This is a genomic window from Stenotrophomonas sp. Steno-Z1 (assembly GCF_056393175.1).
This window is the reverse complement of sequence record NZ_JBWJPB010000002.1, coordinates 238376-263025: the sequence shown is the minus strand read 5'-3', so window position 1 is coordinate 263025 and position 24650 is coordinate 238376. Positions and strand designations below refer to the sequence as shown.

The 24650-nt window shown below is 68.3% G+C and carries 28 protein-coding genes; 18 read left to right on the top strand and 10 right to left on the bottom strand.

Annotated elements, in window-relative coordinates; all coding sequences use genetic code 11:
- Positions 1-59 precede the first annotated feature (59 nt).
- Positions 60-1664: a murein biosynthesis integral membrane protein MurJ gene (gene murJ, locus AC06FD_RS07930; RefSeq protein ID WP_478077765.1), complete on the bottom strand. Its 1605-nt coding sequence runs from the start codon at positions 1662-1664 to the stop codon at positions 60-62.
- A gap of 116 nt (positions 1665-1780) precedes the next feature.
- On the opposite strand from murJ, the gene rpsT reads away from it, so the two are divergent.
- Entirely contained in the window at positions 1781-2050 is a 270-nt protein-coding gene (gene rpsT, locus AC06FD_RS07925) for a 30S ribosomal protein S20 (protein WP_019184515.1), read from the top strand.
- Positions 2051-2258: 208 nt separating this feature from the next.
- On the opposite strand, the gene obgE is transcribed toward rpsT, so the two are convergent.
- The 3 genes from obgE to rplU form a co-directional block, all read right to left on the bottom strand.
- Positions 2259-3311 carry a GTPase ObgE gene (gene obgE, locus AC06FD_RS07920; RefSeq protein WP_478077501.1) on the bottom strand — a complete coding sequence of 351 codons (1053 nt, stop codon included), beginning with the start codon at positions 3309-3311 and terminating at the stop codon, positions 2259-2261.
- 200 nt (positions 3312-3511) lie between these two features.
- Positions 3512-3772, bottom strand: a complete 261-nt coding sequence (gene rpmA / locus AC06FD_RS07915; protein ID WP_019184517.1) for a 50S ribosomal protein L27 — start codon at positions 3770-3772, stop codon at positions 3512-3514.
- Between the two features lie 15 nt (positions 3773-3787).
- Entirely contained in the window at positions 3788-4105 is a 318-nt protein-coding gene (gene rplU / locus AC06FD_RS07910; RefSeq protein ID WP_259203878.1) for a 50S ribosomal protein L21, read from the bottom strand.
- Between the two features lie 294 nt (positions 4106-4399).
- Between rplU and uvrA the strand changes: the two genes are divergently transcribed.
- The 3 genes from uvrA to AC06FD_RS07895 all read left to right on the top strand — a co-directional run bounded on the left by uvrA (position 4400) and on the right by AC06FD_RS07895 (position 8681).
- Positions 4400-7393, top strand: coding sequence for an excinuclease ABC subunit UvrA (uvrA, locus tag AC06FD_RS07905; protein ID WP_259203876.1), 2994 nt, complete (start codon positions 4400-4402; stop codon positions 7391-7393).
- Positions 7393-7800, top strand: a complete 408-nt coding sequence (locus AC06FD_RS07900; RefSeq protein WP_449335202.1) for an acyl-CoA thioesterase — start codon at positions 7393-7395, stop codon at positions 7798-7800. The genes uvrA and AC06FD_RS07900 overlap by 1 nt, the downstream gene beginning before the upstream one ends.
- Before the next feature lie 155 nt (positions 7801-7955).
- Positions 7956-8681 carry an enolase gene (locus tag AC06FD_RS07895; protein ID WP_478077500.1) on the top strand — a complete coding sequence of 242 codons (726 nt, stop codon included), beginning with the start codon at positions 7956-7958 and terminating at the stop codon, positions 8679-8681.
- A 204-nt stretch (positions 8682-8885) separates the two neighbouring features.
- On the opposite strand, the gene AC06FD_RS07890 is transcribed toward AC06FD_RS07895, so the two are convergent.
- A complete protein-coding gene (locus AC06FD_RS07890) occupies positions 8886-9332 on the bottom strand; it encodes a copper chaperone PCu(A)C (RefSeq protein WP_478077764.1) in 447 nt (148 codons plus the stop codon).
- 34 nt (positions 9333-9366) lie between these two features.
- On the opposite strand from AC06FD_RS07890, the gene AC06FD_RS07885 reads away from it, so the two are divergent.
- From AC06FD_RS07885 to AC06FD_RS07870, 4 genes are all read left to right on the top strand, one after another.
- The gene (locus AC06FD_RS07885; RefSeq protein ID WP_478077499.1) at positions 9367-10146 is read left to right on the top strand and encodes an enoyl-CoA hydratase/isomerase family protein; all 780 of its coding nucleotides are present in this window, start codon (positions 9367-9369) and stop codon (positions 10144-10146) included.
- Positions 10147-10382: 236 nt separating this feature from the next.
- On the top strand, positions 10383-11291 hold the full coding sequence (gene tesB / locus AC06FD_RS07880; RefSeq protein WP_259203872.1) for an acyl-CoA thioesterase II: 909 nt from the start codon (positions 10383-10385) through the stop codon (positions 11289-11291).
- A 1-nt stretch (position 11292) separates the two neighbouring features.
- Complete coding sequence (locus tag AC06FD_RS07875) at positions 11293-11805, top strand: putative signal transducing protein (RefSeq protein ID WP_478077498.1); 513 nt, start codon at positions 11293-11295, stop codon at positions 11803-11805.
- A gap of 153 nt (positions 11806-11958) precedes the next feature.
- The gene (locus tag AC06FD_RS07870) at positions 11959-13164 is read left to right on the top strand and encodes an RNA polymerase sigma factor (RefSeq protein ID WP_478077497.1); all 1206 of its coding nucleotides are present in this window, start codon (positions 11959-11961) and stop codon (positions 13162-13164) included.
- 57 nt (positions 13165-13221) lie between these two features.
- On the opposite strand, the gene AC06FD_RS07865 is transcribed toward AC06FD_RS07870, so the two are convergent.
- On the bottom strand, positions 13222-13827 hold the full coding sequence (locus AC06FD_RS07865; protein WP_478077496.1) for an EF-hand domain-containing protein: 606 nt from the start codon (positions 13825-13827) through the stop codon (positions 13222-13224).
- Positions 13828-13980: 153 nt separating this feature from the next.
- Between AC06FD_RS07865 and AC06FD_RS07860 the strand changes: the two genes are divergently transcribed.
- Together AC06FD_RS07860 and AC06FD_RS07855 are read left to right on the top strand one after the other, a co-directional pair.
- Positions 13981-14736, top strand: coding sequence for an arginyltransferase (locus AC06FD_RS07860; protein ID WP_310439391.1), 756 nt, complete (start codon positions 13981-13983; stop codon positions 14734-14736).
- The gene (locus AC06FD_RS07855; RefSeq protein ID WP_478077495.1) at positions 14717-15979 is read left to right on the top strand and encodes an endonuclease/exonuclease/phosphatase family protein; all 1263 of its coding nucleotides are present in this window, start codon (positions 14717-14719) and stop codon (positions 15977-15979) included. Before AC06FD_RS07860 ends, AC06FD_RS07855 begins: the two co-directional genes overlap by 20 nt.
- Before the next feature lie 87 nt (positions 15980-16066).
- Here the strand turns inward: AC06FD_RS07855 and purT are convergent, their stop codons facing one another.
- Complete coding sequence (gene purT / locus AC06FD_RS07850; protein ID WP_449335207.1) at positions 16067-17254, bottom strand: formate-dependent phosphoribosylglycinamide formyltransferase; 1188 nt, start codon at positions 17252-17254, stop codon at positions 16067-16069.
- A 125-nt stretch (positions 17255-17379) separates the two neighbouring features.
- Here purT and AC06FD_RS07845 point away from each other — a divergent pair, with 125 nt between their 5' ends.
- Genes AC06FD_RS07845 through AC06FD_RS07810 form a run of 8 tightly spaced genes read left to right on the top strand, consistent with a single transcriptional unit; the run spans position 17380 to position 22311 of the window.
- Positions 17380-18249 (top strand): SPFH domain-containing protein, encoded by an 870-nt coding sequence (locus tag AC06FD_RS07845; protein WP_259203865.1) that lies wholly within the window; start codon positions 17380-17382, stop codon positions 18247-18249.
- A 3-nt stretch (positions 18250-18252) separates the two neighbouring features.
- A complete protein-coding gene (locus tag AC06FD_RS07840; RefSeq protein ID WP_478077494.1) occupies positions 18253-18432 on the top strand; it encodes a type II toxin-antitoxin system antitoxin in 180 nt (59 codons plus the stop codon).
- The gene (locus AC06FD_RS07835) at positions 18429-18605 is read left to right on the top strand and encodes a DUF4177 domain-containing protein (RefSeq protein WP_394161646.1); all 177 of its coding nucleotides are present in this window, start codon (positions 18429-18431) and stop codon (positions 18603-18605) included. The genes AC06FD_RS07840 and AC06FD_RS07835 overlap by 4 nt, the downstream gene beginning before the upstream one ends.
- A 1-nt stretch (position 18606) precedes the next feature.
- Positions 18607-19905, top strand: coding sequence for an alpha/beta hydrolase (locus AC06FD_RS07830; RefSeq protein WP_478077493.1), 1299 nt, complete (start codon positions 18607-18609; stop codon positions 19903-19905).
- Complete coding sequence (locus tag AC06FD_RS07825; protein WP_478077492.1) at positions 19902-20456, top strand: PH domain-containing protein; 555 nt, start codon at positions 19902-19904, stop codon at positions 20454-20456. Before AC06FD_RS07830 ends, AC06FD_RS07825 begins: the two co-directional genes overlap by 4 nt.
- A 10-nt stretch (positions 20457-20466) precedes the next feature.
- The gene (locus tag AC06FD_RS07820) at positions 20467-21276 is read left to right on the top strand and encodes a M15 family metallopeptidase (protein ID WP_478047596.1); all 810 of its coding nucleotides are present in this window, start codon (positions 20467-20469) and stop codon (positions 21274-21276) included.
- Positions 21277-21304: 28 nt separating this feature from the next.
- Entirely contained in the window at positions 21305-21841 is a 537-nt protein-coding gene (locus AC06FD_RS07815; RefSeq protein ID WP_259203856.1) for a hypothetical protein, read from the top strand.
- A gap of 8 nt (positions 21842-21849) precedes the next feature.
- Positions 21850-22311 carry a hypothetical protein gene (locus AC06FD_RS07810; protein WP_259203855.1) on the top strand — a complete coding sequence of 154 codons (462 nt, stop codon included), beginning with the start codon at positions 21850-21852 and terminating at the stop codon, positions 22309-22311.
- On the opposite strand, the gene AC06FD_RS07805 is transcribed toward AC06FD_RS07810, so the two are convergent.
- The 3 genes from AC06FD_RS07805 to AC06FD_RS07795 form a co-directional block, all read right to left on the bottom strand.
- Entirely contained in the window at positions 22300-22974 is a 675-nt protein-coding gene (locus tag AC06FD_RS07805) for a DNA-3-methyladenine glycosylase family protein (RefSeq protein WP_394161657.1), read from the bottom strand. The two genes, AC06FD_RS07810 and AC06FD_RS07805, sit on opposite strands and share 12 nt — an antisense overlap.
- A 1-nt stretch (position 22975) precedes the next feature.
- Entirely contained in the window at positions 22976-23347 is a 372-nt protein-coding gene (locus AC06FD_RS07800) for a DUF423 domain-containing protein (protein ID WP_259203853.1), read from the bottom strand.
- Positions 23348-23449: 102 nt separating this feature from the next.
- Positions 23450-24529 carry a polyketide cyclase gene (locus tag AC06FD_RS07795; RefSeq protein ID WP_259203852.1) on the bottom strand — a complete coding sequence of 360 codons (1080 nt, stop codon included), beginning with the start codon at positions 24527-24529 and terminating at the stop codon, positions 23450-23452.
- Between the last annotated feature and the right edge of the window lie 121 nt (positions 24530-24650).

Genomic DNA, 24650 nt, shown 5'->3' with positions numbered 1-24650 from the left:
CCACCAGGACCGATGCGTTGCAAGGAATAGCCATGAAGTATAGCCGGGGTGTCCACCAATCAATGCTCGCGCAGGTGGCGCGGGCGGAAACCCATCGCGACCAGGGCGACCAGGTAAGTCAGGCCGCCCCCCCCGACCAGCAGCGCCAGGTTGCCGATCCGGTGCCATTTGTCCATCTCGGTGAAGCCGGACATCCCGTACAGGAGGGCCAGCAGCACCACCACCATCGCCGCGCAGGCCACGCCCAGGCGGGTCGCATAGCCGGCCCAGCCCGGCTTGGGCTGGTACACCCCGGTCTTGCCCAGCCAGTACCAGAGCAGGCCGAGGTTCAGGTAACTGGACAGCGCGCTGGCAATGCCCAGCGCCAGGTGCAGGCCGGGCTGCTTGCCCAGCGCCGCCCACACGCCCTGCGCCTTCAACGCCTCGGGCACCATCACGTGGTAGAGCACGGCCAGCAGCGCGAAGTTGAAGACCATGTTGGCCACCAGCGCAATCAGGCCGGCACGGACCGGGGTGCGGGTGTCCTGGCGCGCGTAGAAGGCCGGCAGCACCACCTTCAGCAACGCGAAGGCCGGCAGGGCGAAGCTCAACCCGTACACGGACAGGGCCGTCATGCGGGTGTCGAAGGCGGTGAACTCGCCATGCTGGAACACCGTGGCGATCAGCGGCTCGGCCAGCAGCATCAGCCCGAGCATCGCCGGCACCGCGATCAGCAGGGTCGTGCGCAAGCCCCAGTCCAGGGCGCTGGAGAAGCCGGCCTTGTCGGTACTGACGTGGTGCCGGGCCAGCGCCGGCAGGATCACCGTCCCCAGCGCCACCCCGAACACGCCCAGCGGCAGTTCCAGGAAGCGGTCGGCCAGCGACAGCCAGGACTGCGAGCCGTCGATCAGCTTGGCGGCGATCACCGTGTCCAGCAGCAGGTTGATCTGCGCCACCGAGGAACCGAACAGCGTCGGCACCATCAGGGTGAGCACCTTGCGCACGCCCGGGTGCCGCCAGCCCCAGCGCGGCAGGGTGAGCAGGTTGATGCCCTTCAGCGAGGGCAACTGGAACAACAGCTGCAGCAGGCCGGCGGCCAGCACCGCCCAGCCCAGCGCCAGGATCTGCTTCTCCGGGGTGCCGCCCAGCCGCGGCGCCAGCCACAGTGCGCCGGCGATCATGCACAGGTTGAGGATGACCGGGGTCAGCGCCGGCATCGCGAACCGCTGGAAGCTGTTCAGCGCGCCGCCCGCCAGCGCGGTCAGCGAGACGAACAGCAGGAACGGGAAGGTCAGCCGGAACAGGTCCACCAGCAGCCCGTGCTTGGCCGGGTCGGTGTCCACCCCGCTGGCGAACAGCGTGGCCAGCTGCGGGGCGAAGATCAGCGCCAGCGCGGTGACCAGCAGCAGCACCCCGCCCAGCGTGCCGGCGACGCGCGACACCAGTTCGCGCAGTTCGGCGTGCGAGCGGGTTTCCTTCACCTCCGTGAATACCGGCACGAAGGCGGTGGCGAACGAGCCCTCCGCGAACAGCCGGCGCAGGAAATTGGGCACCCGGAAGGCGACCCAGAAGGCGTCGGTCACCGCATTGGTGCCGAACGTGGTGGTGATGACCAGGTCGCGGACCAGGCCCAGCACCCGCGAAATCATGGTCATGCTGCTGAAAGACAGCAGGCCCCGCAACATCCTTGGTGAACTCACCGGTGTTCCCTCTTGACAATTGACTTGACGTACATTTTTCGAGCCATCATACTTTCCAGCTTGCTGTTCCCATTACACCGATTTTTCAGGAAACCACCACTGTGGCCAATATCAAGTCCGCCAAGAAGCGCGCCAAGCAGACCGTCGTGCGCAACGCGCGCAATACGGCTCAGCGTTCGATGCTGCGCACCGCTGTCAAGAAGGTGATCAAGGCTCTGGATGCCAATGACGCCGCCGGCGCCGAGGCAGCCTTCGCTGTTGCCCAGCCGATCCTCGACCGTTTCAGCTCGCGTGGTCTGATCCACAAGAACAAGGCTGCTCGCCACAAGAGCCGTCTGACCGCGCGCATCAAGGCCATCAAGGCCGCCTGATCCGGCGCTGCGGGTGTCGTAGAGCCACGCCAAGCGTGGCTTCGACCCAGCCGCAGGAAAAGACCCGGCTCCGGCCGGGTTTTTTGTTGCCCGCCATTCCAGGCCGACGCGCACAGCTGGCAGCCGCCGCGCCTGGCGCGACCCCGCCCCGGCGGCACCACAGAAAAACCCGGCCGCAGCCGGGTTTTTCAGGGGCGCGCGGGTGCGCTCAGTACGCATCGCGCGCTTGCGCCTCATCTTCCTTCTGGCGGTCGAAGAAGGCCATGATGTTGGTCATGATCGGCCAGGTGCCTTCGCGGCCCAGCGCCGAGACCAGGTACCACGGCTGGGTCCAGCCCAGCTCGGCGACGATCTTCTCGGCGGCCACCTTGGCCTCGTCCTCGAACATCAGGTCGGCCTTGTTCAGCACCAGCCAGCGCGGCTTCTCCAGCAGCTCCGGGTCATGCTTCTCCAGCTCGCGCTCGATCGCACGCACCTGCTCGATCGGCGACACGCCGTCCACGCCACCCTCCATCGGGGAGATATCCACGAGGTGCAGCAGCAGGCGGGTGCGCTGCAGGTGGCGCAGGAACTGCGCGCCCAGGCCGGCACCGTCGGCGGCACCTTCGATCAGGCCGGGAATGTCGGCGATCACGAAGCTGCGGTAATTCTCGACACGCACCACGCCCAGGTTCGGGTACAGGGTGGTGAAGGGGTAATCGGCCACTTTCGGGGTGGCGGCGGACACGGCACGGATCAGGGTGCTCTTGCCGGCATTGGGGAAGCCCAGCAGGCCCACGTCGGCCAGCAGCTTCAACTCCAGCTTGAGCAGGCGCTCTTCGCCCTCTTCGCCCGGCAGCGCCTGGCGCGGCGAGCGGTTGGTGGAGCTCTTGAAGTGCATGTTGCCCAGGCCGCCGCGGCCGCCCTTGGCCACCAGCAGGCGATCGTCGTGCTGGGTCAGGTCGCCGATGACTTCATCGGTGGCCACGTTCATCACCACGGTGCCGACCGGCACGGTGATGACCAGGTCTTCGCCGCCCTTGCCGTACGCCTGCCGGCCCATGCCGTTCTCGCCGCGCTGCGCCTTGAAGATGCGCTCGTGGCGGAAGTCGACCAGGGTGTTCAGGTTGGCATCTGCGCGGATCCACACGTTGCCGCCATTGCCGCCATCGCCACCGTCCGGGCCGCCCAGCGGAATGAACTTCTCGCGACGGAAACCGACGCAGCCGTTGCCGCCATTGCCGGCGGTGACCTGGATTTCTGCTTCGTCTACAAGTTTCATGATTCTGGATGCCAACTGGAGGCGGCAGGCAGCGGATGCGCCCGACCGCAGAGTCTAACGTCCCCGGTACGATCCGTGGACGGCGGCGGGAAGGATCCCCGCGCATGGTCGAACAAAAACAAAAAACAAAAACCCCGCCGAAGCGGGGCTTTCGTCAGCGGCCCCACGCGCTAGGCGTGGGCGCCTGCGTATCGCGAAGATCAGGCTTCGGCGACGACGCTGACGGTACGACGCTTCTTCGGGCCCTTGACCGAGAACTCCACCTTGCCGTCGACGAGCGCGAACAGGGTGTGGTCACGGCCGAGGCCAACGCCGGTACCCGGGTGGAACTGGGTGCCGCGCTGACGCACGATGATGTTGCCGGCATCGATGGCCTGGCCACCGAAGATCTTGACGCCGAGGTACTTCGGGTTGGAGTCGCGACCGTTGCGCGATGAGCCTACGCCCTTTTTATGTGCCATGACTGGTCTCCTTGATTACTTGCTGCCACCGGCGATGCCGGTGATCTCGATTTCGGTGTAGTACTGACGGTGACCCTGGCGCTTCATGTGGTGCTTGCGGCGACGGAACTTGATGATCCGGACCTTGTCAGCACGACCCTGGGACACGACCTTGGCGGTGACCGAAGCGCCGCTCAGCGCGTCGCCGATCTTGATACCGTCGCTGTCGCCCAGCATCAGGATGGTGTCGAACGTGATCTCGTTGCCAACGTCGGCTTCGAGCTTTTCGACGCGGAGCGTTTCGCCCTGCGCCACGCGGTATTGCTTACCGCCGGTTACCAGTACTGCGTACATGACCAGACTTCCTCTGTAGTTATTGTGGTCTATGGACTGCCGCCATCGAGGGCGGACAGAAGCGGGATTTTAATGACTGGGGCCGGGTCGGGTCAAGTCACCCCCCACTCTGGCCAGTCCGGGGCTGAATCCCGTTCAGGTACGGCCCCTCCGGGTCTCAAAAGGTGAGACACAGGGCTGGCAAAGTCGCCGATTGCCCCCAAATCCCAAGCTCGGTAGGCTGACCGATTGCCGTTTCCGATTGCCCCACCCGCTTGCCGGCTCCCAGAGCCGAAGCCCCACAACGGATCCCCCATGGCGATGGATTTCATCCGCATCCGCGGCGCGCGGACGCACAACCTCAAGAACATCGATCTCGACCTGCCCCGCGACAAGCTCATTGTCATCACCGGCCTGTCCGGCTCGGGCAAGTCCTCGCTGGCCTTCGACACCATCTACGCCGAAGGCCAGCGCCGGTACGTGGAGTCGCTGTCGGCCTATGCCCGGCAGTTCCTCAGCGTGATGGAAAAGCCGGACCTGGACCACATCGAGGGCCTGTCCCCGGCCATCTCGATCGAGCAGAAGTCGACCTCGCACAACCCGCGTTCCACCGTGGGCACGATCACCGAGATCTACGACTACCTGCGCCTGCTGTACGCCCGCGTCGGCAGCCCGCGCTGCCCCGACCACGGCTACCCGCTGGAGGCGCAGACGGTCAGCCAGATGGTCGACCACGTGCTCACCCTGGACCCGGAACAGCGCTACATGCTGTTGGCCCCGGTCATCCGCGAACGCAAGGGCGAACATGCCCAGGTGTTCGACCAGCTGCGCGCGCAGGGCTTCGTGCGCGTGCGCGTGGACGGCACCCTGCATGAAATCGACGCGGTACCGCCGCTGGCGCTGCGCCAGAAGCACACCATCGAGGCGGTGATCGACCGCTTCCGGCCGCGCGAAGACATCAAGCAGCGCCTGGCCGAGAGTTTCGAGACCGCGCTGAAGCTCGGCGACGGCATGGTCTCGGTGCAGTCGCTGGACGTGGAGGATGCGCCCGCGCACCTGTTCTCGTCCAAGTACAGCTGCCCGGTGTGCGATTACTCGCTGCCCGAGCTGGAGCCGCGCCTGTTCTCGTTCAACTCGCCGGTCGGCGCCTGCCCGGGCTGCGATGGCCTCGGCATGGCCGAGTTCTTCGATCCTTCGCGCGTGGTGGTGCACCCGGAACTGTCGCTGTCGGCCGGTGCCGTGCGCGGCTGGGACCGCCGCAACGCCTATTACTTCCAGCTGATCGCTTCGCTGGCCAAGCACTACAAGTTCGACGTGGACGCGGCGTGGCAGAGCCTGCCCGACGATGTACGCCAGGCGGTGCTGTACGGCAGCGGCGAGGAGACGATCACCTTCACCTACTTCACCGAGGCCGGCGGCCGCACCCAGCGCAAGCATCGCTTCGAGGGCATCATTCCGAACCTGGAGCGCCGCTACAAGGAGACCGAATCCTCGGCGGTGCGCGAGGAGCTGGCCAAGTACATCAGCGAGCGCAACTGCCCCGAGTGCAACGGCCAGCGCCTGAACAGGGCCGCGCGCAACGTCTTCGTCGCCGACCGTGCGCTGCCGGAACTGGTGGTGCTGCCGATCGACGACGCGCTGAAGTTCTTCAGCGAGATGACCCTGCCCGGCTGGCGCGGCGAGATCGCCGGCAAGATCGTCAAGGAAATCGGCGAGCGGCTGGGCTTCCTGGTCGACGTGGGCCTGGATTACCTCACCCTGGAGCGCAAGGCCGACACCCTCTCCGGTGGCGAAGCCCAGCGCATCCGGCTGGCGTCGCAGATCGGCGCCGGCCTGGTCGGGGTGATGTACGTGCTCGACGAGCCGTCCATCGGCCTGCACCAGCGCGACAACGAACGCCTGCTCGGCACCCTCACCCGCCTGCGTGACCTGGGCAACACGGTGATCGTGGTCGAGCATGACGAAGATGCGATCCGCCTGGCCGACTACGTGCTGGACATCGGTCCGGGCGCGGGCGTGCATGGCGGCGAAATCGTCGGCCAGGGCACCCTGCAGGACATCCTGGATTCGCCACGTTCGCTGACCGGCCAGTACCTGTCGGGCAAGCGTGCCATCGAGATCCCGGCGCGCCGGCACACGCCCAACCCGAAGATGACCCTGCACCTGCGCGGTGCCAGCGGCAACAACCTCAAGGGCGTGGACCTGGACATTCCGTCGGGGCTGCTGACCTGCATCACCGGCGTGTCCGGCTCGGGCAAGTCGACCCTGATCAACGACACCCTGTTCTCGCTGGCCGCCAACGAGATCAACGGCTCCTCGCACCCGATCGCGCCGTACAAGGAGGTCGAGGGCCTGGACCTGTTCGACAAGGTGGTGGACATCGACCAGTCGCCGATCGGTCGCACGCCACGCTCCAACCCGGCCACCTATACCGGCCTGTTCACGCCGTTGCGCGAGCTGTACGCACAGGTGCCCGAAGCGCGTGCGCGGGGTTATTCGCCGGGGCGCTTCAGCTTCAACGTGCGCGGCGGCCGTTGCGAAGCGTGCCAGGGCGATGGCCTGATCAAGGTGGAGATGCACTTCCTGCCGGACGTGTACGTGCCCTGCGATGTCTGCCACGGCAAGCGCTACAACCGCGAAACGCTGGAGATCCTGTACAAGGGCTACAACATCAACGACGTGCTGCAGATGACCGTCGAAGATGCGCTGAAGCTGTTCGAGCCGGTGCCCAGCATCGCGCGCAAGCTGGAAACGCTGGTCGACGTGGGCCTGAGCTACATCAAGCTTGGCCAGAGCGCGACCACGCTGTCCGGCGGTGAAGCGCAGCGCGTGAAGCTGTCCAAGGAGCTGTCGCGTCGCGATACCGGCCGCACCCTGTACATCCTGGACGAGCCGACCACCGGCCTGCATTTCCATGACATCGAGGCGCTGCTTGGCGTGCTGCACAAGCTGCGCGACGAGGGCAACACGGTGGTGGTGATCGAGCACAACCTGGACGTGATCAAGACCGCCGACTGGATCGTCGATCTGGGTCCGGAAGGCGGCCACCGCGGTGGCACCATCCTCGTCACCGGCACGCCGGAAGACGTGGCGGCCTGCCCGACCTCGTACACCGGCCAGTTCCTGGCCAAGATGCTGCCCTCCACCCGGGCGCGCCCGGAGCGCCCGGCCGCGACCGCCAACAAGCCGGACGCACGACCGCCGCGCAAGGCCAAGCCGGAGAAGCCGGCCAAGAAGGCGGCCGCCGCCAAGACCACCGGCAAGGCCAGCAAGACCAGCCCGGCCAGCAAGAAGAAGAAGGACGCCTGATGAGTAGCGAACACAAGATCCTCGCCCGCGTGCCGATCAGCGTGCGCTGGCGCGACATGGACAGCATGGGCCACGTCAACAACGCCAAGTACATTTCCTACCTGGAAGAAGCGCGCGTGCGCTGGATGCTGGGCGTGGACGGCGTGTCGATGACCGACCGCATCGCGCCGGTGGTGGCGGCAACCAACGTCAACTACCGCCTGCCGATCGTGTGGCCCAACGACATCGTGGTGGAGCTGTTCGTCGAACGGCTGGGCAACAGCAGCGTGACCATCGGCCACCGCATCGTGGACCAGAACGACGACGCCACGCTGTACTCGGACGGCAACGTCGTGGTGGTGTGGATGGATACGCAGACCGGCAAGAGCGCACCGTTGCCGGAGGCGATCCGCACCGCGTCAAGCTAGGGGGTCGTGCCGGCCAACGGCCTGCACCTTCATCGCATCGGATGGATGTGCGTGGTTGCCGGCCAACGGCCGGCAGCTCCATCGCATCGGATGGATGTGCGTGGTTGCCGGCCAACGGCCGGCACTACAGCCGCCAGATAGTTCAAAGGACTGCCATGTTCCACCAGACTGACATCCGCACACGTCTTCCGGGAATGACGCCGTTCCCCGCCGACGTTTTTCCCCAGGAGCAACCGTGGCTGGCCCAGCACCTGCTGCCGCTGATCGGCATCGATCTGGGCATCCTGCGGCCGGAACTGGCCGGCACCGTGGCCACGATGCTGTGCCCGATCGAGCCGTATGAAGGCTGCATCGGCGAAGAGACCGAAGAACACCACAACGCGTTCACCGGCACCAACTGGATCGCATTCGAACTGACCACCGACAACCGCATGCGCTTCCTCGGCGACGCGGGCTACTTCATCGGCGACCAGGTCCAGGACAGCGACGCGGTGGAGCACATCGCCGAGATGCGCGACAGTTACGCGAAGGCACACGCCTATTTCCAGGCCCACGGCCGCCTGGCCAGCTATTCGCGCTATGGCGATGGCGAGCCGGGCGAGCAGGCGTACCTCGACAGGCTTGGCGGGCAGATTTCCGGCGGCAACTGGACCGAGACCGCGGCGATCCCGACGGCCTTCGAGATCGCACTGGACCCGGCGATGTACGACCGCCACCGGCCTGACGATGCCGAGAACGTGCGCATCACCCGCGACGGCAAGCCGTTCTTCGCGGTCGCCGAAGTAGCCGGTTACAACTGGTGCGCGGCGGGCGCCGATGCCATCGTGATGCTGTACGAACCTGAGAGCCGCACGGTGCTGTTCTCCTACGACTGGACGTAACCGCACGCGTCCGGGGCATGCAAGGCAGCCGAGCATGGCTCGGCGCTACCCGATGCAGCGCGTGAGGCGGATGACCGGCAACGCATGACGGTCGCGCCTCGCGATTGCCCTCGGCGCTACCGATGGTGAAGCGCGAAGGCCACTCGACACGTGATACCCACCGGTAGTGCCGAGCCATGCTCGGCACCTCCCGCCGACGCCCGCTCAGCGCGGCTCATCGCTACGCACCATCAACTGCCCATCCACCTTGCGGCCGTCTTCCAGGCTCAAGCGCAGCGGCACCTGCCCGCCCTTCGCGAGCGGCACCTCCGGTTGCATCAGCATCAGGTGCAGGCCACCGGGTTTCAGCTCGACCGTGGCGCCGGCCGCAATCGGCAGCCGCTCCACTTCGCGCATGCGGCTGATGCCCTCCACCAGCGTCGTTTCATGCAGCGACACGTCTCCGAACGCCTTGCTGCCGGCGCCAATCACCACCACCGCCGTGCGGCAGTCGTTGCGGATCTTCCCGTAGCCGGCCGCCATCGGCATCGCCCCCGGCGGCAGCCGTATCCAGCCCTCGTGCACCGACACGCAGGCTGGTTCGGCCGCCATGGCCGATGTTGCGAACGCACACAGGCCCAACAATACGCTCGCGAATGGTTTGGTTATCATCGCCTCAGTTCCCTGTCCGCAACGAGATCGCAGCATGACGACGCTTATCGAGGTGATCAACCATGGCCCCATCCGCGAACTGCGGCTGGCGCGCCCGCCGGTCAACGCACTGGACACCGAGCTGTGCCGCCACCTGATCCACGCGATCAACCAGGCCATGGCCGATGACGCGCACGGCATCGTGCTGTCGGGCAGCGAGCGCATCTTCAGCGCCGGCATGGACGTGCCGCACCTGCTCGGCCATGGCGAGGACAAACACAAGCTGCTCGACAGCTGGCAGGCCTTCTTCGGCGCCGTGCGTACCCTGGCCGAATGCCGCGTGCCGGTGGTGGCTGCGCTGACCGGGCATGCCCCGGCCGGGGGCTGCGTGCTGGCGCTGTGCTGCGATTACCGCATCCTGGCGCGCAGCCCGGACCCCGCCCAGCCGACCGTGATCGGCCTGAACGAGGTCCAGGTGGGCCTGGTGGCTCCCGAAGGCATCCAGCGCCTGATGCGCCGCGTGGTCGGCCACCACCGTGCCACCCAGTTGCTGGTAGGCGGGGAGATGGTGCCGGCCGAGCGTGCGCTGGAGATCGGGCTGGTGGACGAACTGGCCGACGCCGCCCAGGTGGTGCCGCGCGCGGTGGCGTGGCTGCAGCGCCTGCTCAAGCTGCCCCGCCAGCCGATGCTGCTGACCCGCGCGATCGCCCGCGCCGACCTGCACGACGCCCTGCACGCCGACCTGATCCAGCTCGACCGCTTCGTCGACGCCTGGTACGCCCCGGACGCCCAGCAGGCGCTGCACACGCTGGCGGCCAGGCTCGGCAAGGCCTGAACCCGGTCGTGCCGGCCCGTGGCCGGCGACCACGCCGCCGCCAATCACGCGCGGCAGCGTGGCTCACGCCCGCGGGGTCAGGGGGCGACCGCGAAGCAGCGGGGCTTGCATGGCAATGGAGGGCCCCGCGGTGGCGTAGTGGCCCGTGGGGGCGGCAGCGCCAATGCACTGCCGTCATGCGGCCCTGGGCCGGCACTACCCTATAATTTGCATCCGCCCACCCCAGGTTGCTTCCCTTGTCCGACACGCACGAACCCGTCGTCTCCGAGCTGATCGACCTGCTCACGCTCGAACGCCTGGAAGACAACCTGTTCCGTGGCCAGAGCCGCGACATCGGGACCAAGTACGTGTTTGGCGGCCAGGTGCTGGGCCAGGCGCTGTCGGCGGCGCAGGCCACCGTGGACAACGGTCGCCACGTGCATTCGCTGCATGCCTACTTCCTGCGCGCCGGCAACATCGACCACCCGATCGTCTACGACGTGGACCGCACCCGCGATGGCGGCAGTTTCTCGGTGCGCCGGGTCACCGCGATCCAGCACGGCAAGGTGATCTTCTTCTGCGCGGCCTCCTTCCAGCAGGCCGAGAGCGGTGCCGAACACCAGCACAAGATGCCCGAGGTGCCGCAGCCGGAAGACATCGAACCCAACCGCCCGCTGCCGCCGGAGGTGCTCGAGCGGCTGCCGATCAAGGTGCAGCGCTGGCTGTCGCGGGGCGGCCCGTTCGAGTTCCGCCACGTGTACCCGCGCGATGAGCTCAACCCGCCCAAGCGCCCGCCCTACCACCAGGTCTGGCTGCGCCTGAACGAGACCGTGGGCGATGCGCCCGAGCTGCACCAGGCGCTGCTCGCCTACGCCTCGGACTTCCACCTGCTCGGCACTGCCACCTTCCCGCACGGCATCAGCTACTACCAGCCGCACGTGCAGATGGCTTCGCTCGACCATGCGATCTGGTTCCACCGCCCGTTCCGCGCCGACGACTGGCTGCTCTACTCGCTGGACAGCCCCAGCGCACAGGATTCGCGCGGCCTGGCGCGCGGCCAGTTCTTCACCCGCGACGGCCTGCTGGTGGCCAGCACCGCGCAGGAAGGCCTGATCCGCGTGGTGCCCGACAGCGACGCGGCCGCCGCCGTACCGGCCAAGGACTGACATGAGACAGATTTTCAGCAGCCAGCGCGTGGAAACCGTGGAAGGCGTGGCCACGCTGCTGCGCGATGCCGGCATCGACGTGCGCATCACCAATGGTCGCTCGTACCACAGCAAGCGCGGCAGCCAGTTCAGCTACCTGGACACCAGCAAGGCCACTACCCACCCCACCCTGTGGGTAGTGCACGCCGATGACCAGCCACGCGCGCGCGAGATCCTGCGCGACGCGCGCCTGCTGGAAACCACCCGCCGCGACCACCCCACCGCCGAGTTCGCCTTCCGCGACCAGGTGGGCGAGGTGGCCCCGCGCCGCAACTGGGCCTGGCGGATCCGCATCGGCCTGCTGCTGGTGATCGCCGCGGTGGCGATGGTGGTGGTCCTGCGCCACCGCGCCGCGCCCACCGTGGCCCCGGCCCCGACGGCGCAGCCCGCCCCTTCCGCCGCCCCGGCGCAGCCGGCCCAGCCGGCCCCGCCGGAAGACGACGAAGTCCGGGTCAGGATCCAACCGGCCAGGTAACCGGTCGGGCCGGCTGTTGGCCGGCTCCCCGCGCCGCCCGATCCCGATTGGAATCGGGCAGCGCCGGCTGACGACCGGCACTCGGTCGGGTGCCCTCCGGTCACATTCGCCGCGGCACCTCGTCATACTCGGACCATCGCCGGGGACGACACCATGACGCTGCTGCTGACCACCACGCTGGAACGCGAACTGCCGGCCGCCGCCGGCGGCTGCACGCAGTCCTATGGGCGCATCGTGCTGGCCTGCCAGAACACCGTCACCGCGATCGCGCTGGCGATCACCGGCGACGTGCAGGCCAGCGAGGACATCGCCCAGGAAGCCTTCATCAAGGCGTGGCAGCAGCTCAACCAGTTGCACAACCCGTCCAGCTTCCTGCCTTGGCTGCGCCAGATCACCCGCAACCTGGCCCGCGACTGGCTGCGCGCCAACCGTGGCCGGCCGCTGTCCGGCGAAGCGGCCGAGATCGCCATCAGCATGGCCGCCGACCCCGGCCCGAGCGCGCCGGACCACCTGCAGCGGGTGGAAGAGGAACTGGCGGCCGAAGAGATCATCTCGGCCCTGCCCGAGGACGCCCGCGAGACGCTGCTGCTGTACTACCGCGAAGGCCAGCGCTCGCAGCAGGTGGCCGACCTGCTGGGGCTCAGCGATGCGGCGGTGCGCAAGCGGCTGTCGCGCGCCCGCGCCAGCGTGCGTGAGGAAATGCTGCGCCGCTTCGGCGAGTTCGCGCGCAGCAGTGCGCCCGGTGCGGCCTTCGCCACCACGGTCGCCTCGATGGTGATCCTGGCCGCGCCCGGCACCGCCAGCGCGGCCATCCTGCTCGGCACCGGGCTGGGCACCGGCAAGCTCGGCCTGGGCGGGGCCAGCGTCTCCGGGGGCGCGGCAATGGGCTCGCTGAGCGCAGCGGCCAGCCAGAGCCACCTGATCAGCGCCGATTTCGCCTGGGGCGCAGTCCTCGGCGGGCTGGTCGGCGGGGTGCTCGGCAGCTACCTGGGCGGCCGTTATCTGCTGTCCTACGCCGAGACCCCGGGCGAACAGGCGGCGATCCGCCGCTTCGTGCACTACAGCACTTTCACCGCGATGGTGGTCTGCATGACCGTGCTGGGGCTGAGCGTGCTGCAGGCGGCCTGGTACTGGCCGCTGACAGCCCTGGCACTCGGCCTGGGCGTGGTGAACTACCAGTGCCTGGTGCCGCTGCAGCGGATCATGGCGCCGATGATCGCCCGCGATGCGGCCCGCCACGGTCGCAGCGGGCCGAACTGGAAGTACCGGTCGCTGTATGGGCGGGAAGCGCTGTGGGGCGTGAACGTGTTGCTGGTGGGCGTGATCGCGTGGTCGCTGGTGCGCAGCGGGCGGATATGAAAACGCCACGGCGCCGGTCCATGACCGGCGCCGTGTGCGGGTGTTGCCCGGCAGCGCTTACTTGGCGGCCGGTGCCTTCGGCGGCATCGGCGGCTTGCCGTCGCGGTGCTTGCCATCGCGATGTTCGCCGCGCGGCCCGGCGAACGGCCCCTTGGCGGCGTCGAACTCGGCCTTGCTCAGCTGGCCATCCTTGTTGGTGTCGGCCGCGGCAAACCAGGCATCACGATGCTGCTTCATGCCCAGCTCGCGGTCGGCCTTGTCCAGGTATCCATCCTTGTTGACGTCCATCCGGTCGAAGCGCGCGGCCAGGCGCGGGTCGGCCTTGGCTTCCTCGCGGCTGATGCGGCCATCCTTGTTGGTGTCCAGCCTGGCCATCATGCCGCCACGGCCATCCGGGCCACGGCCATGCCGCTTGCCGTGCCAGCGCGGCAGTTCATCGCGCGAGAGCTTGCCGTCCTTGTTCGCGTCCAGCGTGTCGAACTGTCCGGCCAGGCGCGGCGCCTTGGCCGCTTCGGCGCGGTCGATGAAACCATCACCATTGGTGTCGAGCTTGGTGCGGGCCGGCGTGTCGGCGGGGGTTGGCGCATCGGCGGCGACGGCCAGGCCGGCAGCGCCGGTGGACAGCAGCAGGGCCAGCAGCAGAAGGGGTTTGCGATTGCGCATGGATCACTCCGGTTCGTAGGGTTTCGGCGTGCGGTGCGTGGCACCCACACCGGTAACAACGCGTGGGCAGCGATGGCGTTGACAACCGGGCCGGACATATTCATCTGGCGGACAGTCGCGCCCCCTGCGACGTCGCGGCGCTATGCTGGGCGCATGGCGATACACGGCGACCGCGACGACGAGCTGCGACTGTTCCAGACCGGCGACCACCCCTGTGGTTACTGGCCGGAACGGGCCGCGCGCGACCTGGTGCTCGATCCCCAGGACGCGCGCCTGGGCACCCTCTACCCGATGGCGCTCAGCTGGGGGTTCCGCCGCTCCGGCGACCTGGTCTACCGGCCGCACTGTGCCAACTGCCACGCCTGCGTGTCGGTGCGCATCCCGGTGGCGCGCTTCGCCCCGGATCGCAGCCAGCGCCGCTGCCTGGCCCGCAACGCGGACCTGGAGGTGCGGATCGTGGCGGCCGAGCAGACCGAGGAACAGTTCGCGCTGTACCACCGCTACCTCACCCACCGACATGCCCAGGGCGGCATGGACGAACACGGCCCGCACGAGTTCGACCAGTTCCTGATCGGGCAATGGGCGCAGGGCCGCTTCATGGAGCTGCGCGCCCCCGGCCAGCCCGGCCGGCGTGGCGACCTGCTCGGGGTGGCGGTCACCGACGTCACCCCGCAGGGGCTGTCGGCGGTCTACACCTTCTTCGACCCCGACCACGCCCACCGCAGCCTGGGCACCTTCGCGATCCTGCAGCAGATCGCCTGGGCCCGGCGCGAACAACTGCCGCACCTGTACCTGGGCTACTGGATCCGCGACCACCGCAAGATGGACTACAAGCGCCGCTTCCGCCCGCTGGAGGCCTACGACGGGCGCCGCTGGCACGCATTCGACGATGCCCTGGACGGTCGCTGACCCAGCATTGCAATGCGTCCGGGTGCAAAATAGGCGGATGAAAGCCCACTCCCTGATCCTTGCCCTGGCCCTGCTCTGCAGCGCCTGCGCCCAGACCCCCGCCAAGACCGCCGCCATGCCGGACGCCGCCCCCGCACCGCTGCGGATCGCCACCTACAACACCTCGCTCTACAGCGACGAGACCGGCGGGCTGATCGCCGAGCTGGAAGGCGACAGCGCGCACGCCCGCAAGATCGCCGCGGTGCTGCAGCAGGTCCGCCCGGACCTGGTGCTGCTCAACGAGTTCGACTACGACGACTCGCATCGCGCCGCCGACCTGTTCCAGCAGCGCTACCTGGAAACCGCCCAGCCCGGCGGCGGCGAGCCGCTGCATTACGCCTACCGCTACCTGGCCCCGGTCAATACCGGCGTGCAGAGCGGGCTGGACCTGGACAACAACGGCCAGGTCGGCGGCGACGGTCGCGCGCGCGGCAACGATGCCTGGGGCTACGGCCTGCACCCGGGCCAGTACGGCATGCTGGTGCTGTCGCGCTACCCGATCGATGCGGCCAAGGTGCGCAGCTTCCAGCTGCTCAAGTGGAGCGCGATGCCCGGCGCGCTGCGTCCGATCGACCCGCGCACCGGCAAATCGTTCTACACCGACCACGTCTGGTCGCAGCTGCGCCTGTCGTCCAAGTCGCATTGGGACGTGCCGGTGACGACGCCCAACGGCGTGGTGCATGCGCTGGTCTCCCACCCCACCCCGCCGGTCTTCGACGGCCCGGAGAAGCGCAACGCGGCGCGCAACCACGACGAACTGCGGGTGTGGCAGGACTACCTGTCGACCAGCAGCGCGCCATGGCTGTGCGATGACCGTGGCCAGTGCGGCGGCCTGCCGCAGGACGCGCGCTTCGTGATCCTGGGTGACCTCAACAACGATCCGGCCGATGGCGACGGCCGCCATGAAGCGATCGTGGAATTGCTCGAAAACCCGCGCGTGCTGCGCTACCCCACCCCGCGCAGCGTGGGCGCCGAGCAGACCAGCCTGGCGTACGCGGAAAAAGGCATCGTGCGCAAGGGCGCCCCCTTCCATGCCACCGGCGACTTCGGCCCCAAAGCCGGCACGATGCGGCTGGACTACGTGTTGCCGTCGGTCGGTTTCAGCTATGTCGGCAGCGGTGTGTTCTGGCCCGACAACACCAGCCCGGAGGCGAAGATCGCCGACGGCAGCGACCATCACCTGGTGTGGGTGGACGTGAAGTAAGCCACGCGACCGTGGTCAAGGAAACGGCGGGCACTGCCCGCCGTGTCCATGTCTGCGCGGTGTCGCCGACCCGGCGAGGCGCCCGGATCAGGCGCGCAATTCGATCCCGATCGCCTCGGCCGCCTCACGTGCGATGGTCCGCGCCTGCGCGATGTCGTCGCCGCGCGCAAGGGTGACGCCGACGCGGCGATGCCCATGCACGCTCGGCTTGCCGAACAGGCGCAACGCCGAGTCCGGGTGCACCAGCGCGTCGGCGATGTTGCTGAAGAACGGGACGCCTTCGCCATGCGCGAGCATCGCGCACGAGGCCGACGGGCCGTTCTGGCGGATCAACGGGATCGGCAGGCCGAGGATGGCCCGCGCATGCAGGGCGAATTCGCTCAGCTCCTGCGAGGCCAGCGTGACCAGGCCGGTATCGTGCGGACGCGGCGAGACTTCGCTGAACCACACCTCGTCGCCCTTCACGAACAGCTCCACGCCGAACAGGCCCCAGCCGCCGAGGTCGTCGGTGATCGCCTGCGAGATCTCCTCGGCCCGCGCCAGCGCACGCGGCGACATCGGCTGCGGCTGCCAGCTCTCGCGGTAGTCCCCGTCCTTCTGCCAATGCCCGATCGGCGCGCAGAAGGACGTGCCGGCGGCGTGGCGCACGGTCAGCAGGGTGATTTCGTACTCGAAGTCGATGAAGCCTTCGACGATGCAGCGGCCGGCCCCGGCGCGCCCGCCGGTCTGCGCGTATGCCCAGGCCGGGGCGATGTCGTCCTCGCTGCGCAGCGTGCTCTGGCCCTTGCCCGAGGAGGACATCACCGGCTTGACCACGCACGGCAGGCCGATGGCGGCCACGGCGGCGCGGTACTCCGCCTCGGTGTCCACGAAGCGGTACGGCGAGGTGGGCAGGCCCAAAGTTTCGGCGGCCAGGCGGCGGATGCCTTCGCGGTCCATGGTCAGCCGCGCCGCGCGCGCGGTGGGGACCACGCGCAGGCCGGTTTCCTGCTCCAGCTGGACCAGGGTCTCGGTGTGGATGGCCTCGATCTCCGGCACCACCAGATGCGGCTGCTCCTGGGCGATCAGCGCACGCAGCGCCATCGCATCGAGCATGTCGACCACGTGCGCGCGATGCGCCACCTGCATGGCCGGCGCGTCGGCATAGCGGTCGGCGGCGATGACCTCCACGCCCAGGCGCTGCAGCTCGATGGCGACCTCCTTGCCCAGTTCGCCCGAGCCCAGCAGCAGGACGCGGGTGGCGGAGGGAGACAGCGGCGTGCCGAGCGTGGTCATGGGGATTCCGGGGCGTCAGGGGCGGGAAGGCATTTTACGGCCTGCCGGCCCCCGCCCGGCCACCCCCTTGCAACCTGATATCAATTTGATATCTTTCGATGACATAACCCCAAGGACGCCCCGCCATGAAAGAGAAGCCCATCCGCTCGTTGTCCGGCCTGCCGTTCCTGCTGCTGGTGCTGGCCCTGACCGCGCTGGCGATCTGGCTGTTCGTGGCCGGGGTGCAGCGCGGCGACCCCAACCTGGCGCTGATCCTGGGCGGCCTGCTGCTGGCGGCGGTGGCCCTGCTCAGCCTGACCGGCCTGTACACCGTGCAGCCCAACCAGGCCGCCGTGCTCAGCCTGTTCGGCAAGTACGTGGGCACGGTCAAGGACAACGGCCTGCGCTGGAACAACCCGTTCTTCAACAAGAAGAAGGTCAGCCAGCGCGTGCGCAACTTCGAAAGCGGCAAGCTCAAGGTCAACGAGCTGGACGGCAGCCCGATCGAGATCGCCGCGGTGATCGTGTGGCAGGTGGTGGATGCCTCCGAGGCCGTCTACAACGTGGACGACTACGAAAGCTTCGTGCACATCCAGTCCGAGTCCGCGCTGCGCGCGATGGCCACCAGCTACCCCTACGACCAGCACGAGGACGGCCAGCTGTCACTGCGCAGCCACGCAGCCGAGATCTCCCAGCACCTCAAGGACGAACTGGCCGAACGCCTGGCCGATGCCGGCGTGCAGGTGATCGATGCACGCATCAGCCACCTCGCCTATGCCCCTGAAATCGCCCAGGCGATGCTGCAGCGCCAGCAGGCCAACGCGGTGATCGCCGCCCGCACGCGGATCGTCGCCGGCGCGGTGGGCATGGTCGAAATGGCGCTGGCCGAGCTGCAGAAGAGCGGCGTGGTGCAGTTGGATGAAGAACGCAAGGCGAACATGGTCAGCAACCTGCTGGTGGTGCTGTGTTCGGACCGCGGCACCCAGCCGGTGGTCAATGCCGGGTCGCTGTACTGAGCCATGAGCGACAAGAAAGCCTACCCGCTGCGGATCAACGCCGACATCCTCGCGGCGTTGCAGCGCTGGGCCGATGACGAACTGCGCAGCGCCAATGCGCAGATCGAGTACGTGCTGCGCGATGCCCTGCGCAAGGCCGGCCGCCTTCCCAAACCCGATTCGAGCAAGGAGAGCAAGCAATGAGCAAACGCTGGAGCTACCTCACCGTCGAGGTGAAACCGTCCTGGACGGGGCTGAAGTCCGACGACGTGCAGACCGAACTCAATCGCCACGGCCAGCTCGGCTGGGAACTGGTGAACGTGCTGCAGACCCAGCCGATGGGCGTGGCGGTGCTGATCTTCAAGAAGGAGATCTAGGATGGCCAACCTGCTCCGGCGCAGCGCAGCGCTGCTGCTGTCCACGCTGGCGCTGGCCGCCTCGGCCGCCACGCCACCCGCACAGGTGGCCACGCAGCTGCTGGACCACCTGCAGGCCGGTGACGGTGCCGCCGCGGTGGCGATGTTCACCCCGGAAATGGCCAGCGCCGCGCCCGCCCCGGGCCTGCTGGCCTTGTGGCGGTCGTTCGGCGAACCACGTGGCCGCGGTGCGGCCGAGGTCATCTCCACCAGCGAACGCCCCGACGTGGTGACGCAGCCGCTGCAGTTCGCCGCGGGCACCGTCGCGGCCACCGTGGTGGTGGACGCGCAGGGCCGGATCGCCGGGCTGTTCTTCAAGCCGACCGAGCCCGCGGCGCCGCCGGTACCCGCCGACGCGCGCTATCGCGAAGTGCCGCTGGACATCGTGACCGCCGGTGGCCCGCTGCCCGGCCTGCTGGCGCGGCCGCACGGCGGCACCGCCCCGCTGCGCGCGGTGGTCCTGGTGCAGGGCTCGGGGCCGCAGGACCGCGATGAGACCATCGGCGCCAACCGCCCGTTCCTGGACGTGGCGCGCGGCCTCGCCGCGCATGGCATCGCGGTACTGCGCTATGACAAGCGCACCCGCGTGCGGCCCCAGGCGTTCAGCGGCGACGCCTACACCATGGACGACGAAACCACCCACGATGCCGTCGCCGCCGTGGCCACGCTCGCGGCACAGGCGGGCATCGACCCTCGCCACGTCTATGTCATGGGGCACAGCCAGGGGGGCATGCTGGCGCCGCGTATCGCCCGGCAGTCCGGCAAGGTGGCCGGCCTGGTGCTGTGGGCGGCACCGGCACGATCGCTCCTAACCCTGCTGCCCGAGCAGAACCGCTACCTGCTGGGCCTGGATGGCCGCATCACCCCCGACGAACAGGCCTTCCTGGACACACTGGACCGCCAGATCGCCGCCGCGCGCAGCGATGCCCCGGTGGCGCCGGCCGACCTGCCCCTGCGCCAGCCGGCCAGCTACTGGCGCGCCTTCGACGCGGTCGATCCGGTGGCCGATGCCCGTGCATCCCCGCTGCCGATGCTGCTGCTGCAGGGCGGCCGCGATTTCCAGGTGACCGAGACCGACTGGCAGCTATGGCAGCGCGGGCTGTCGGGTCGCCGCAACGCCAGCTTCCAGCACTATCCGGCGCTGAACCACCTGGGCATTGCCGGCGACGGCCCCGGCTCATTGCAGGAATACAGCCAGCCCGGGCACGTGCTGCCGGCACTGATCGATGACGTTGCCGCGTGGATCGGAGCGCAGCCATGAGCAGCGCGAAAGAGACCGCCAGGGACGTTGCCGTCGCGCCCGCCCCGGTCTGGCGCCTGCTCTGGCTGTGGGTGCCGATGCTCGGTGCGGCGGCGCTGATCGCCGCCACCACGCTGCAATCGAACCAGCGCACGCCGCACGAACTCGGCCTCACCCTGCCGTTCCTGGCGCTGGTCACCGCGGTGCTGACCTGGGGGTTCTTCCGCCGCCGCATCCACCTGCAGGGCGATACGCTGGAGGTGGTGTCCACCTTCTACCGCAAGCGGGTAGCGGTGCAGGACATGCACCTGGAGCGCGCACGGGTAGTGGACCTGGCCGAACACGGCAGCCTCGACCCCGGCATCAAGACCAACGGCTATGCCATGCCCGGCTTCAAGTCCGGGCACTACCGCCTGCGCGACCGCAGCAAGGCGTTCTGCCTGCTCACCGACCGCAGCCGCGTGCTGTATCTGCCGCTGCGCGATGGCAGCGCGCTGCTGATCAGCCCGGAGCAGCCGCGCGTCCTGCTGGATGCACTGCGGGCGCTGGCCGCGCCCGCCGGCAGGCACTAAGCTGGGGCCCATGCGCCGCGCCCCTGCCCTGCTGATCAACACCGCCGACATCGAGCTGTGGCCCGGCGGCGTGCTGCGCGCGCGCAGCAACGCCGATGCGCGCGCCCTCGCCCAGGCGCAGTGGGTGTTGCGGCGCAAGCGTGATGGCCGCTATCTCGCGGTGGCCACCGCGCACGGCGTGCTGCCGCTGGTGCCGCGCCTGATGCGCGAGGAAGGCATCGAAGCCGCCTTGGACGCGCTGGATCAACACTGGGCACGACACGGCCGCAGCGAGACCCGTGAAAGCCTGCTTCCGCTGAGCGGGCTGCAGCAGCGCCTGGGCCAGCTGGGCATCGACGCCGCAGCCTATGAAGACGCCACCGGCCTGGCGCTGGAAGCCGAGCCGACCCAGCTCAGCCTGGCCGGTTTCGACCGCTACCGGCGACCGCTGTGGCTGCGGCGTGACGCCGCGCGCAGCTGGCAACGCATGCAACGTGCCGCGGCAATGGACGGCATCGCACTGGATGCGATCTCCGGCTACCGCAGCCACGCCTACCAGCTGGGCATTTTCGAGCGCAAGCGCGCGCGTGGCCTGCAGGTGGCCGACATCCTCAAGGTCAACGCAGCACCGGGCTACAGCGAGCACCACAGCGGCTTCGCGCTGGACATCGGCACGCCCGGCGAGCCACCGGCCGAAGAGCGCTTCGAACACACGGCCGCCTTCGCCTGGCTGCTGCAGCACGCGGGCAGGTTTGGCCTGCAGCTGAGCTACCCGCGCGACAACCCGCACGGCATCGTCTACGAGCCGTGGCACTGGTGCTGGCGCGCAGGCGCCGGCTGACGCCCCACCTCCAACAGGATCCGCAATCATGGAAGATTCCAGTCCCTACCAGGCCCCCGGCAGCGCACCGCCCGCACCGGCATCGAGCGCTGCCCCGCCGGTCAGGCTGCCGGCGGAGATCAGCCGCCCGATCACGGCCATGTGGGTCGTCGCCCTGATCCTGGCGGCGATTTCGCTGGCCGGGCTTGTGTATGCGGTGATGCAACTCCTGAAGCCCGCGGGCATCGCCCCCCCACCGTTATCGGCCGCTTTGATGGGCGGTGGACTGCTGTTCGATCTGGGCCTGTATCTGGGCACGGCCTGGGGCCTGCGCAAGCGCAGCCGCGCTGCCGCATGCGTGCTTCTGGCCTACTACCTCTTTGGACAGGTGCTGACTTTCGTCACCGGGCAGCGCGCGCCGACCACCGGCCTGTTCATGACCATCATCGTCACGTTCGTGATGATCCGCGGGACCATGGAGACATTCACCGCGCATCGCTACATCGCCCGGGCCAGGCACTTGCCGCCGCGTCCGCGCCTGAGTGATGACCCGGCGTTCGCCGCCAGGCCGGCGCCGACCGAGTGAACCGCGTCATGGACGACAACCCCTACCAGGCCGGCCTACCGGCACCGCTGCCGGGCCTCCAGCGCCGGCGCCGGCTGACGCTGCGCGCGCTGGCCAGTCCGATCACGCGGATGTGGGCGCTTGCCGCGTGCCTAGCGGTGTTCCATGCCTTCATGGCCGCGGGCGTGGGCATGGGCGGGGTGACTTCCCCGGCGGACGGCGTGGCCAAGGCCGGCCTGTTTGCCGGCATCACGCTGGTGATCGCCGCGCTTTACCTGGGGCTGGGCTATGGCATCCATCGTCGCAGCCGCATCGCCGCCTGCCTGGCCCTGGTGTTCTGCGCGGGGTATCTGATGGTCCAGCTGAGCATGCCCGGCCGTCCCGACCGGACCCTGCTGGCCGTCATCGCGGTTGGCACGCTGGTCTGCCTGCACGGCACCTGGGCAATCTTCGCCCATCATCGCCACACCCGCGCCCGCTCACTCCTGTGAGCGCCGGGTGGCTTCTTTCGCGGCCACGCTGAAATCGGCGATCCGCCACAGATACAGGCTGGCGTAAGTGCGGTACGGCCCCCAGCGCTCGCCACGCGCCAGCAGCGCCTTGGGCGTGGGCAGGGTCTCGGCCTTGTCCACGCGCTGGGCGCCCTTGCGGATACCGAGGTCATCCACCGGCAGGATGTCCGGCCGCCCCAGCCGGAACATCAACATCATCTCCACCGTCCAGCGGCCGATGCCGCGGATCGGCACCAGTGCGTCGATGATGGCGTCGTGCTCCATCACCGACATCCGGCGCAGGTCGGGGATCTCCCCGGCGGCCTCGCGCCGGGCCAGATCGCGCAGTGCCAGCGTCTTGTTGCCCGATACCCCGCAGACGCGCAACGCGGCGTCATCGACGCGGCCCAGCGTGTCGGCGTGCAGGCGCGCGCTGCCGATCGCGACCTCCACCCGGCCAACGATGGTCGAGGCGGCCTTGCCGCTGAGCTGCTGGAACAGGATCGCGCGCGCCAGTGCATCGACCGGATCAAACGACGTCGACCAGCCGGGCTGCGCCGCGATCGGGCCCAGCCGCTTCATCCACGTACCCAGCCGGCGGTCGCGACGACTGAGCCAGTCGTGCGCCTGTTCTACATCGAAGCCACGCCGGAAGCGGGGCATGTCAGCGGCGCAGTGCGTTCAGGCCGTACACGACCCAGCCCAGCATCAGCGCACTGCCCCCCACCGGCGCCAGCCCGGTGCTCAGCTGCCAGAGCGCGCCGGCCACCAGGCTGCCGGAGAACAGCAGCGTGCCCAGCAGCAGCACGTACAAGGCCAGCTTGCCGACGCTGTTCTGCTGGGTCGGGCCCAGCACGGCCAGTGCGATGCCGTGGCCGAATGCATACAGCGCGGCGGTGTTCACGTGTGACTGGGCCAATGGCTCGGCGATGCCGTGCGAGGCATAGGCGGACAGGCCCACGGCGGTGGCCGCCAGCAGCCCGCCCAGGCACGCCAGCAGTGAGGGTTTGCGTGCACGTCGTTCCAGGTTGAGCATGCGGACTTCCTTCCAGGGCGCTCCGCGATCGGAGCCAAAAAAAAACGCGCCGCAGGGAGCGGCGCGTTTTTCGTCGTGCGTTACATCACGTCAACCGTCGGTTTACTTGACGGCCCAGTAGATGTCGTACGTGCCGTCGGCGGTGAACGACTTGTCCACGCCGTCCTTCCAGGACTCGTACGGACGGTCGATCACTTCGTTGCCGTTGGTCACCGACCACGCACGCAGGGCGTTACGGGCGATGTCCAGGCCAGCCATGTGGCCGGTGTAGGCCGCATGCGCCGAACGGTGCGGGGCAACGTGCACGTACTTGACCGGGGCACCACCGTCGATCTTCACGGTCAGGGCTTCGGCAGTCGCGCCTTCAGCACCCTTCTTCTTGACCGGCTGGGCCACGTCGAAGGCGTACTTCTCCTGGCCGAAGTCGGTGGTGATGATCCGGAACGGGCCGGCGGCTTCGAGGTTGTTGGCCTCCATCACGCGCTTGATCCATTCCTGGTTGTCATGGATCGACTTGGTGATGGTCTCCTGGCCGCGGTCGACGTTGCCGGCGGTGACCACCAGCAGGTCTTCGGCCGGGACGTCCACGATGGCCAGGTCGGTCAGCGGGGCTTCTGCGGTGCGGTAGTCGATGTTCGGCACGGTGGCCAGCATGTTGGCCATGCGCGACAGGCCCAGCTTCAGGTCGTCACCGATGTGGCGGCTGACGTACAGGCCGGCGTAACGACCAAACAGGTTGAAGCCGTACTTGACGCTGTAGTCCTGGGTGATCTTGACGTTGCGGCCACCCTTGCCGGTCGGCTCGAGGGTGAAGCTGGTCTTCTTGTCGTGGCCCTTGGTGGCATCCTCGATGTTGATCGACACCAGCTTGTTCTTCTCAGAACCGGTGATCTCCCAGCTACCTTCGCCCAGGGAACTATCCTTGGAGACGTAGTCCAGGCGTGCACCAACGCCGGCCGCGGGGCCGGACAGCTTCAGTTCAACGGCGGGATCGCGCAGCAAGAGCGGGTTCCAGTCCTTGAAGCGGCGCAGGCTGTTGACCGTGTCGTACACGATCGTCATCTTGCGGTTGGTCTCGATGCTTTCGGAAATATGGCGCTCGCCCGGCAGACATACGCCAATGATGACGAACAGGCCAGCCACGATCCCCAAGGCGATCAGGAACTCGATAATACGGGTCATTCAGGAGTCTCCGGGGCCGATCCCACGGCCGGGTTGATTGAAGCGAAGCGCCAATCCTAGCAGGCTTCGCGGGTGTTGTAGATCAGGATTGGCGCACCGGTTTCCATGCCGGCAGCGGTTT

Excerpts from the sequence above, each read along its gene's own strand:
- murJ (WP_478077765.1), bottom strand. The coding sequence starts at position 1,664 with ATGTTGCGGGGCCTGCTGTCTTTCAGCAGCATGACCATGATTTCGCGG.
- obgE (WP_478077501.1), bottom strand. The coding sequence starts at position 3,311 with ATGAAACTTGTAGACGAAGCAGAAATCCAGGTCACCGCCGGCAATGGC.
- rpmA (WP_019184517.1), bottom strand. The coding sequence starts at position 3,772 with ATGGCACATAAAAAGGGCGTAGGCTCATCGCGCAACGGTCGCGACTCC.
- rplU (WP_259203878.1), bottom strand. The coding sequence starts at position 4,105 with ATGTACGCAGTACTGGTAACCGGCGGTAAGCAATACCGCGTGGCGCAG.
- uvrA (WP_259203876.1), top strand. The coding sequence starts at position 4,400 with ATGGCGATGGATTTCATCCGCATCCGCGGCGCGCGGACGCACAACCTC.
- AC06FD_RS07900 (WP_449335202.1), top strand. The coding sequence starts at position 7,393 with ATGAGTAGCGAACACAAGATCCTCGCCCGCGTGCCGATCAGCGTGCGC.
- AC06FD_RS07895 (WP_478077500.1), top strand. The coding sequence starts at position 7,956 with ATGTTCCACCAGACTGACATCCGCACACGTCTTCCGGGAATGACGCCG.
- AC06FD_RS07890 (WP_478077764.1), bottom strand. The coding sequence starts at position 9,332 with ATGATAACCAAACCATTCGCGAGCGTATTGTTGGGCCTGTGTGCGTTC.
- AC06FD_RS07885 (WP_478077499.1), top strand. The coding sequence starts at position 9,367 with ATGACGACGCTTATCGAGGTGATCAACCATGGCCCCATCCGCGAACTG.
- AC06FD_RS07875 (WP_478077498.1), top strand. The coding sequence starts at position 11,293 with ATGAGACAGATTTTCAGCAGCCAGCGCGTGGAAACCGTGGAAGGCGTG.
- AC06FD_RS07870 (WP_478077497.1), top strand. The coding sequence starts at position 11,959 with ATGACGCTGCTGCTGACCACCACGCTGGAACGCGAACTGCCGGCCGCC.
- AC06FD_RS07865 (WP_478077496.1), bottom strand. The coding sequence starts at position 13,827 with ATGCGCAATCGCAAACCCCTTCTGCTGCTGGCCCTGCTGCTGTCCACC.
- AC06FD_RS07860 (WP_310439391.1), top strand. The coding sequence starts at position 13,981 with ATGGCGATACACGGCGACCGCGACGACGAGCTGCGACTGTTCCAGACC.
- AC06FD_RS07855 (WP_478077495.1), top strand. The coding sequence starts at position 14,717 with ATGCCCTGGACGGTCGCTGACCCAGCATTGCAATGCGTCCGGGTGCAA.
- purT (WP_449335207.1), bottom strand. The coding sequence starts at position 17,254 with ATGACCACGCTCGGCACGCCGCTGTCTCCCTCCGCCACCCGCGTCCTG.
- AC06FD_RS07845 (WP_259203865.1), top strand. The coding sequence starts at position 17,380 with ATGAAAGAGAAGCCCATCCGCTCGTTGTCCGGCCTGCCGTTCCTGCTG.
- AC06FD_RS07840 (WP_478077494.1), top strand. The coding sequence starts at position 18,253 with ATGAGCGACAAGAAAGCCTACCCGCTGCGGATCAACGCCGACATCCTC.
- AC06FD_RS07835 (WP_394161646.1), top strand. The coding sequence starts at position 18,429 with ATGAGCAAACGCTGGAGCTACCTCACCGTCGAGGTGAAACCGTCCTGG.
- AC06FD_RS07830 (WP_478077493.1), top strand. The coding sequence starts at position 18,607 with ATGGCCAACCTGCTCCGGCGCAGCGCAGCGCTGCTGCTGTCCACGCTG.
- AC06FD_RS07825 (WP_478077492.1), top strand. The coding sequence starts at position 19,902 with ATGAGCAGCGCGAAAGAGACCGCCAGGGACGTTGCCGTCGCGCCCGCC.
- AC06FD_RS07820 (WP_478047596.1), top strand. The coding sequence starts at position 20,467 with ATGCGCCGCGCCCCTGCCCTGCTGATCAACACCGCCGACATCGAGCTG.
- AC06FD_RS07815 (WP_259203856.1), top strand. The coding sequence starts at position 21,305 with ATGGAAGATTCCAGTCCCTACCAGGCCCCCGGCAGCGCACCGCCCGCA.
- AC06FD_RS07810 (WP_259203855.1), top strand. The coding sequence starts at position 21,850 with ATGGACGACAACCCCTACCAGGCCGGCCTACCGGCACCGCTGCCGGGC.
- AC06FD_RS07805 (WP_394161657.1), bottom strand. The coding sequence starts at position 22,974 with ATGCCCCGCTTCCGGCGTGGCTTCGATGTAGAACAGGCGCACGACTGG.
- AC06FD_RS07800 (WP_259203853.1), bottom strand. The coding sequence starts at position 23,347 with ATGCTCAACCTGGAACGACGTGCACGCAAACCCTCACTGCTGGCGTGC.
- AC06FD_RS07795 (WP_259203852.1), bottom strand. The coding sequence starts at position 24,529 with ATGACCCGTATTATCGAGTTCCTGATCGCCTTGGGGATCGTGGCTGGC.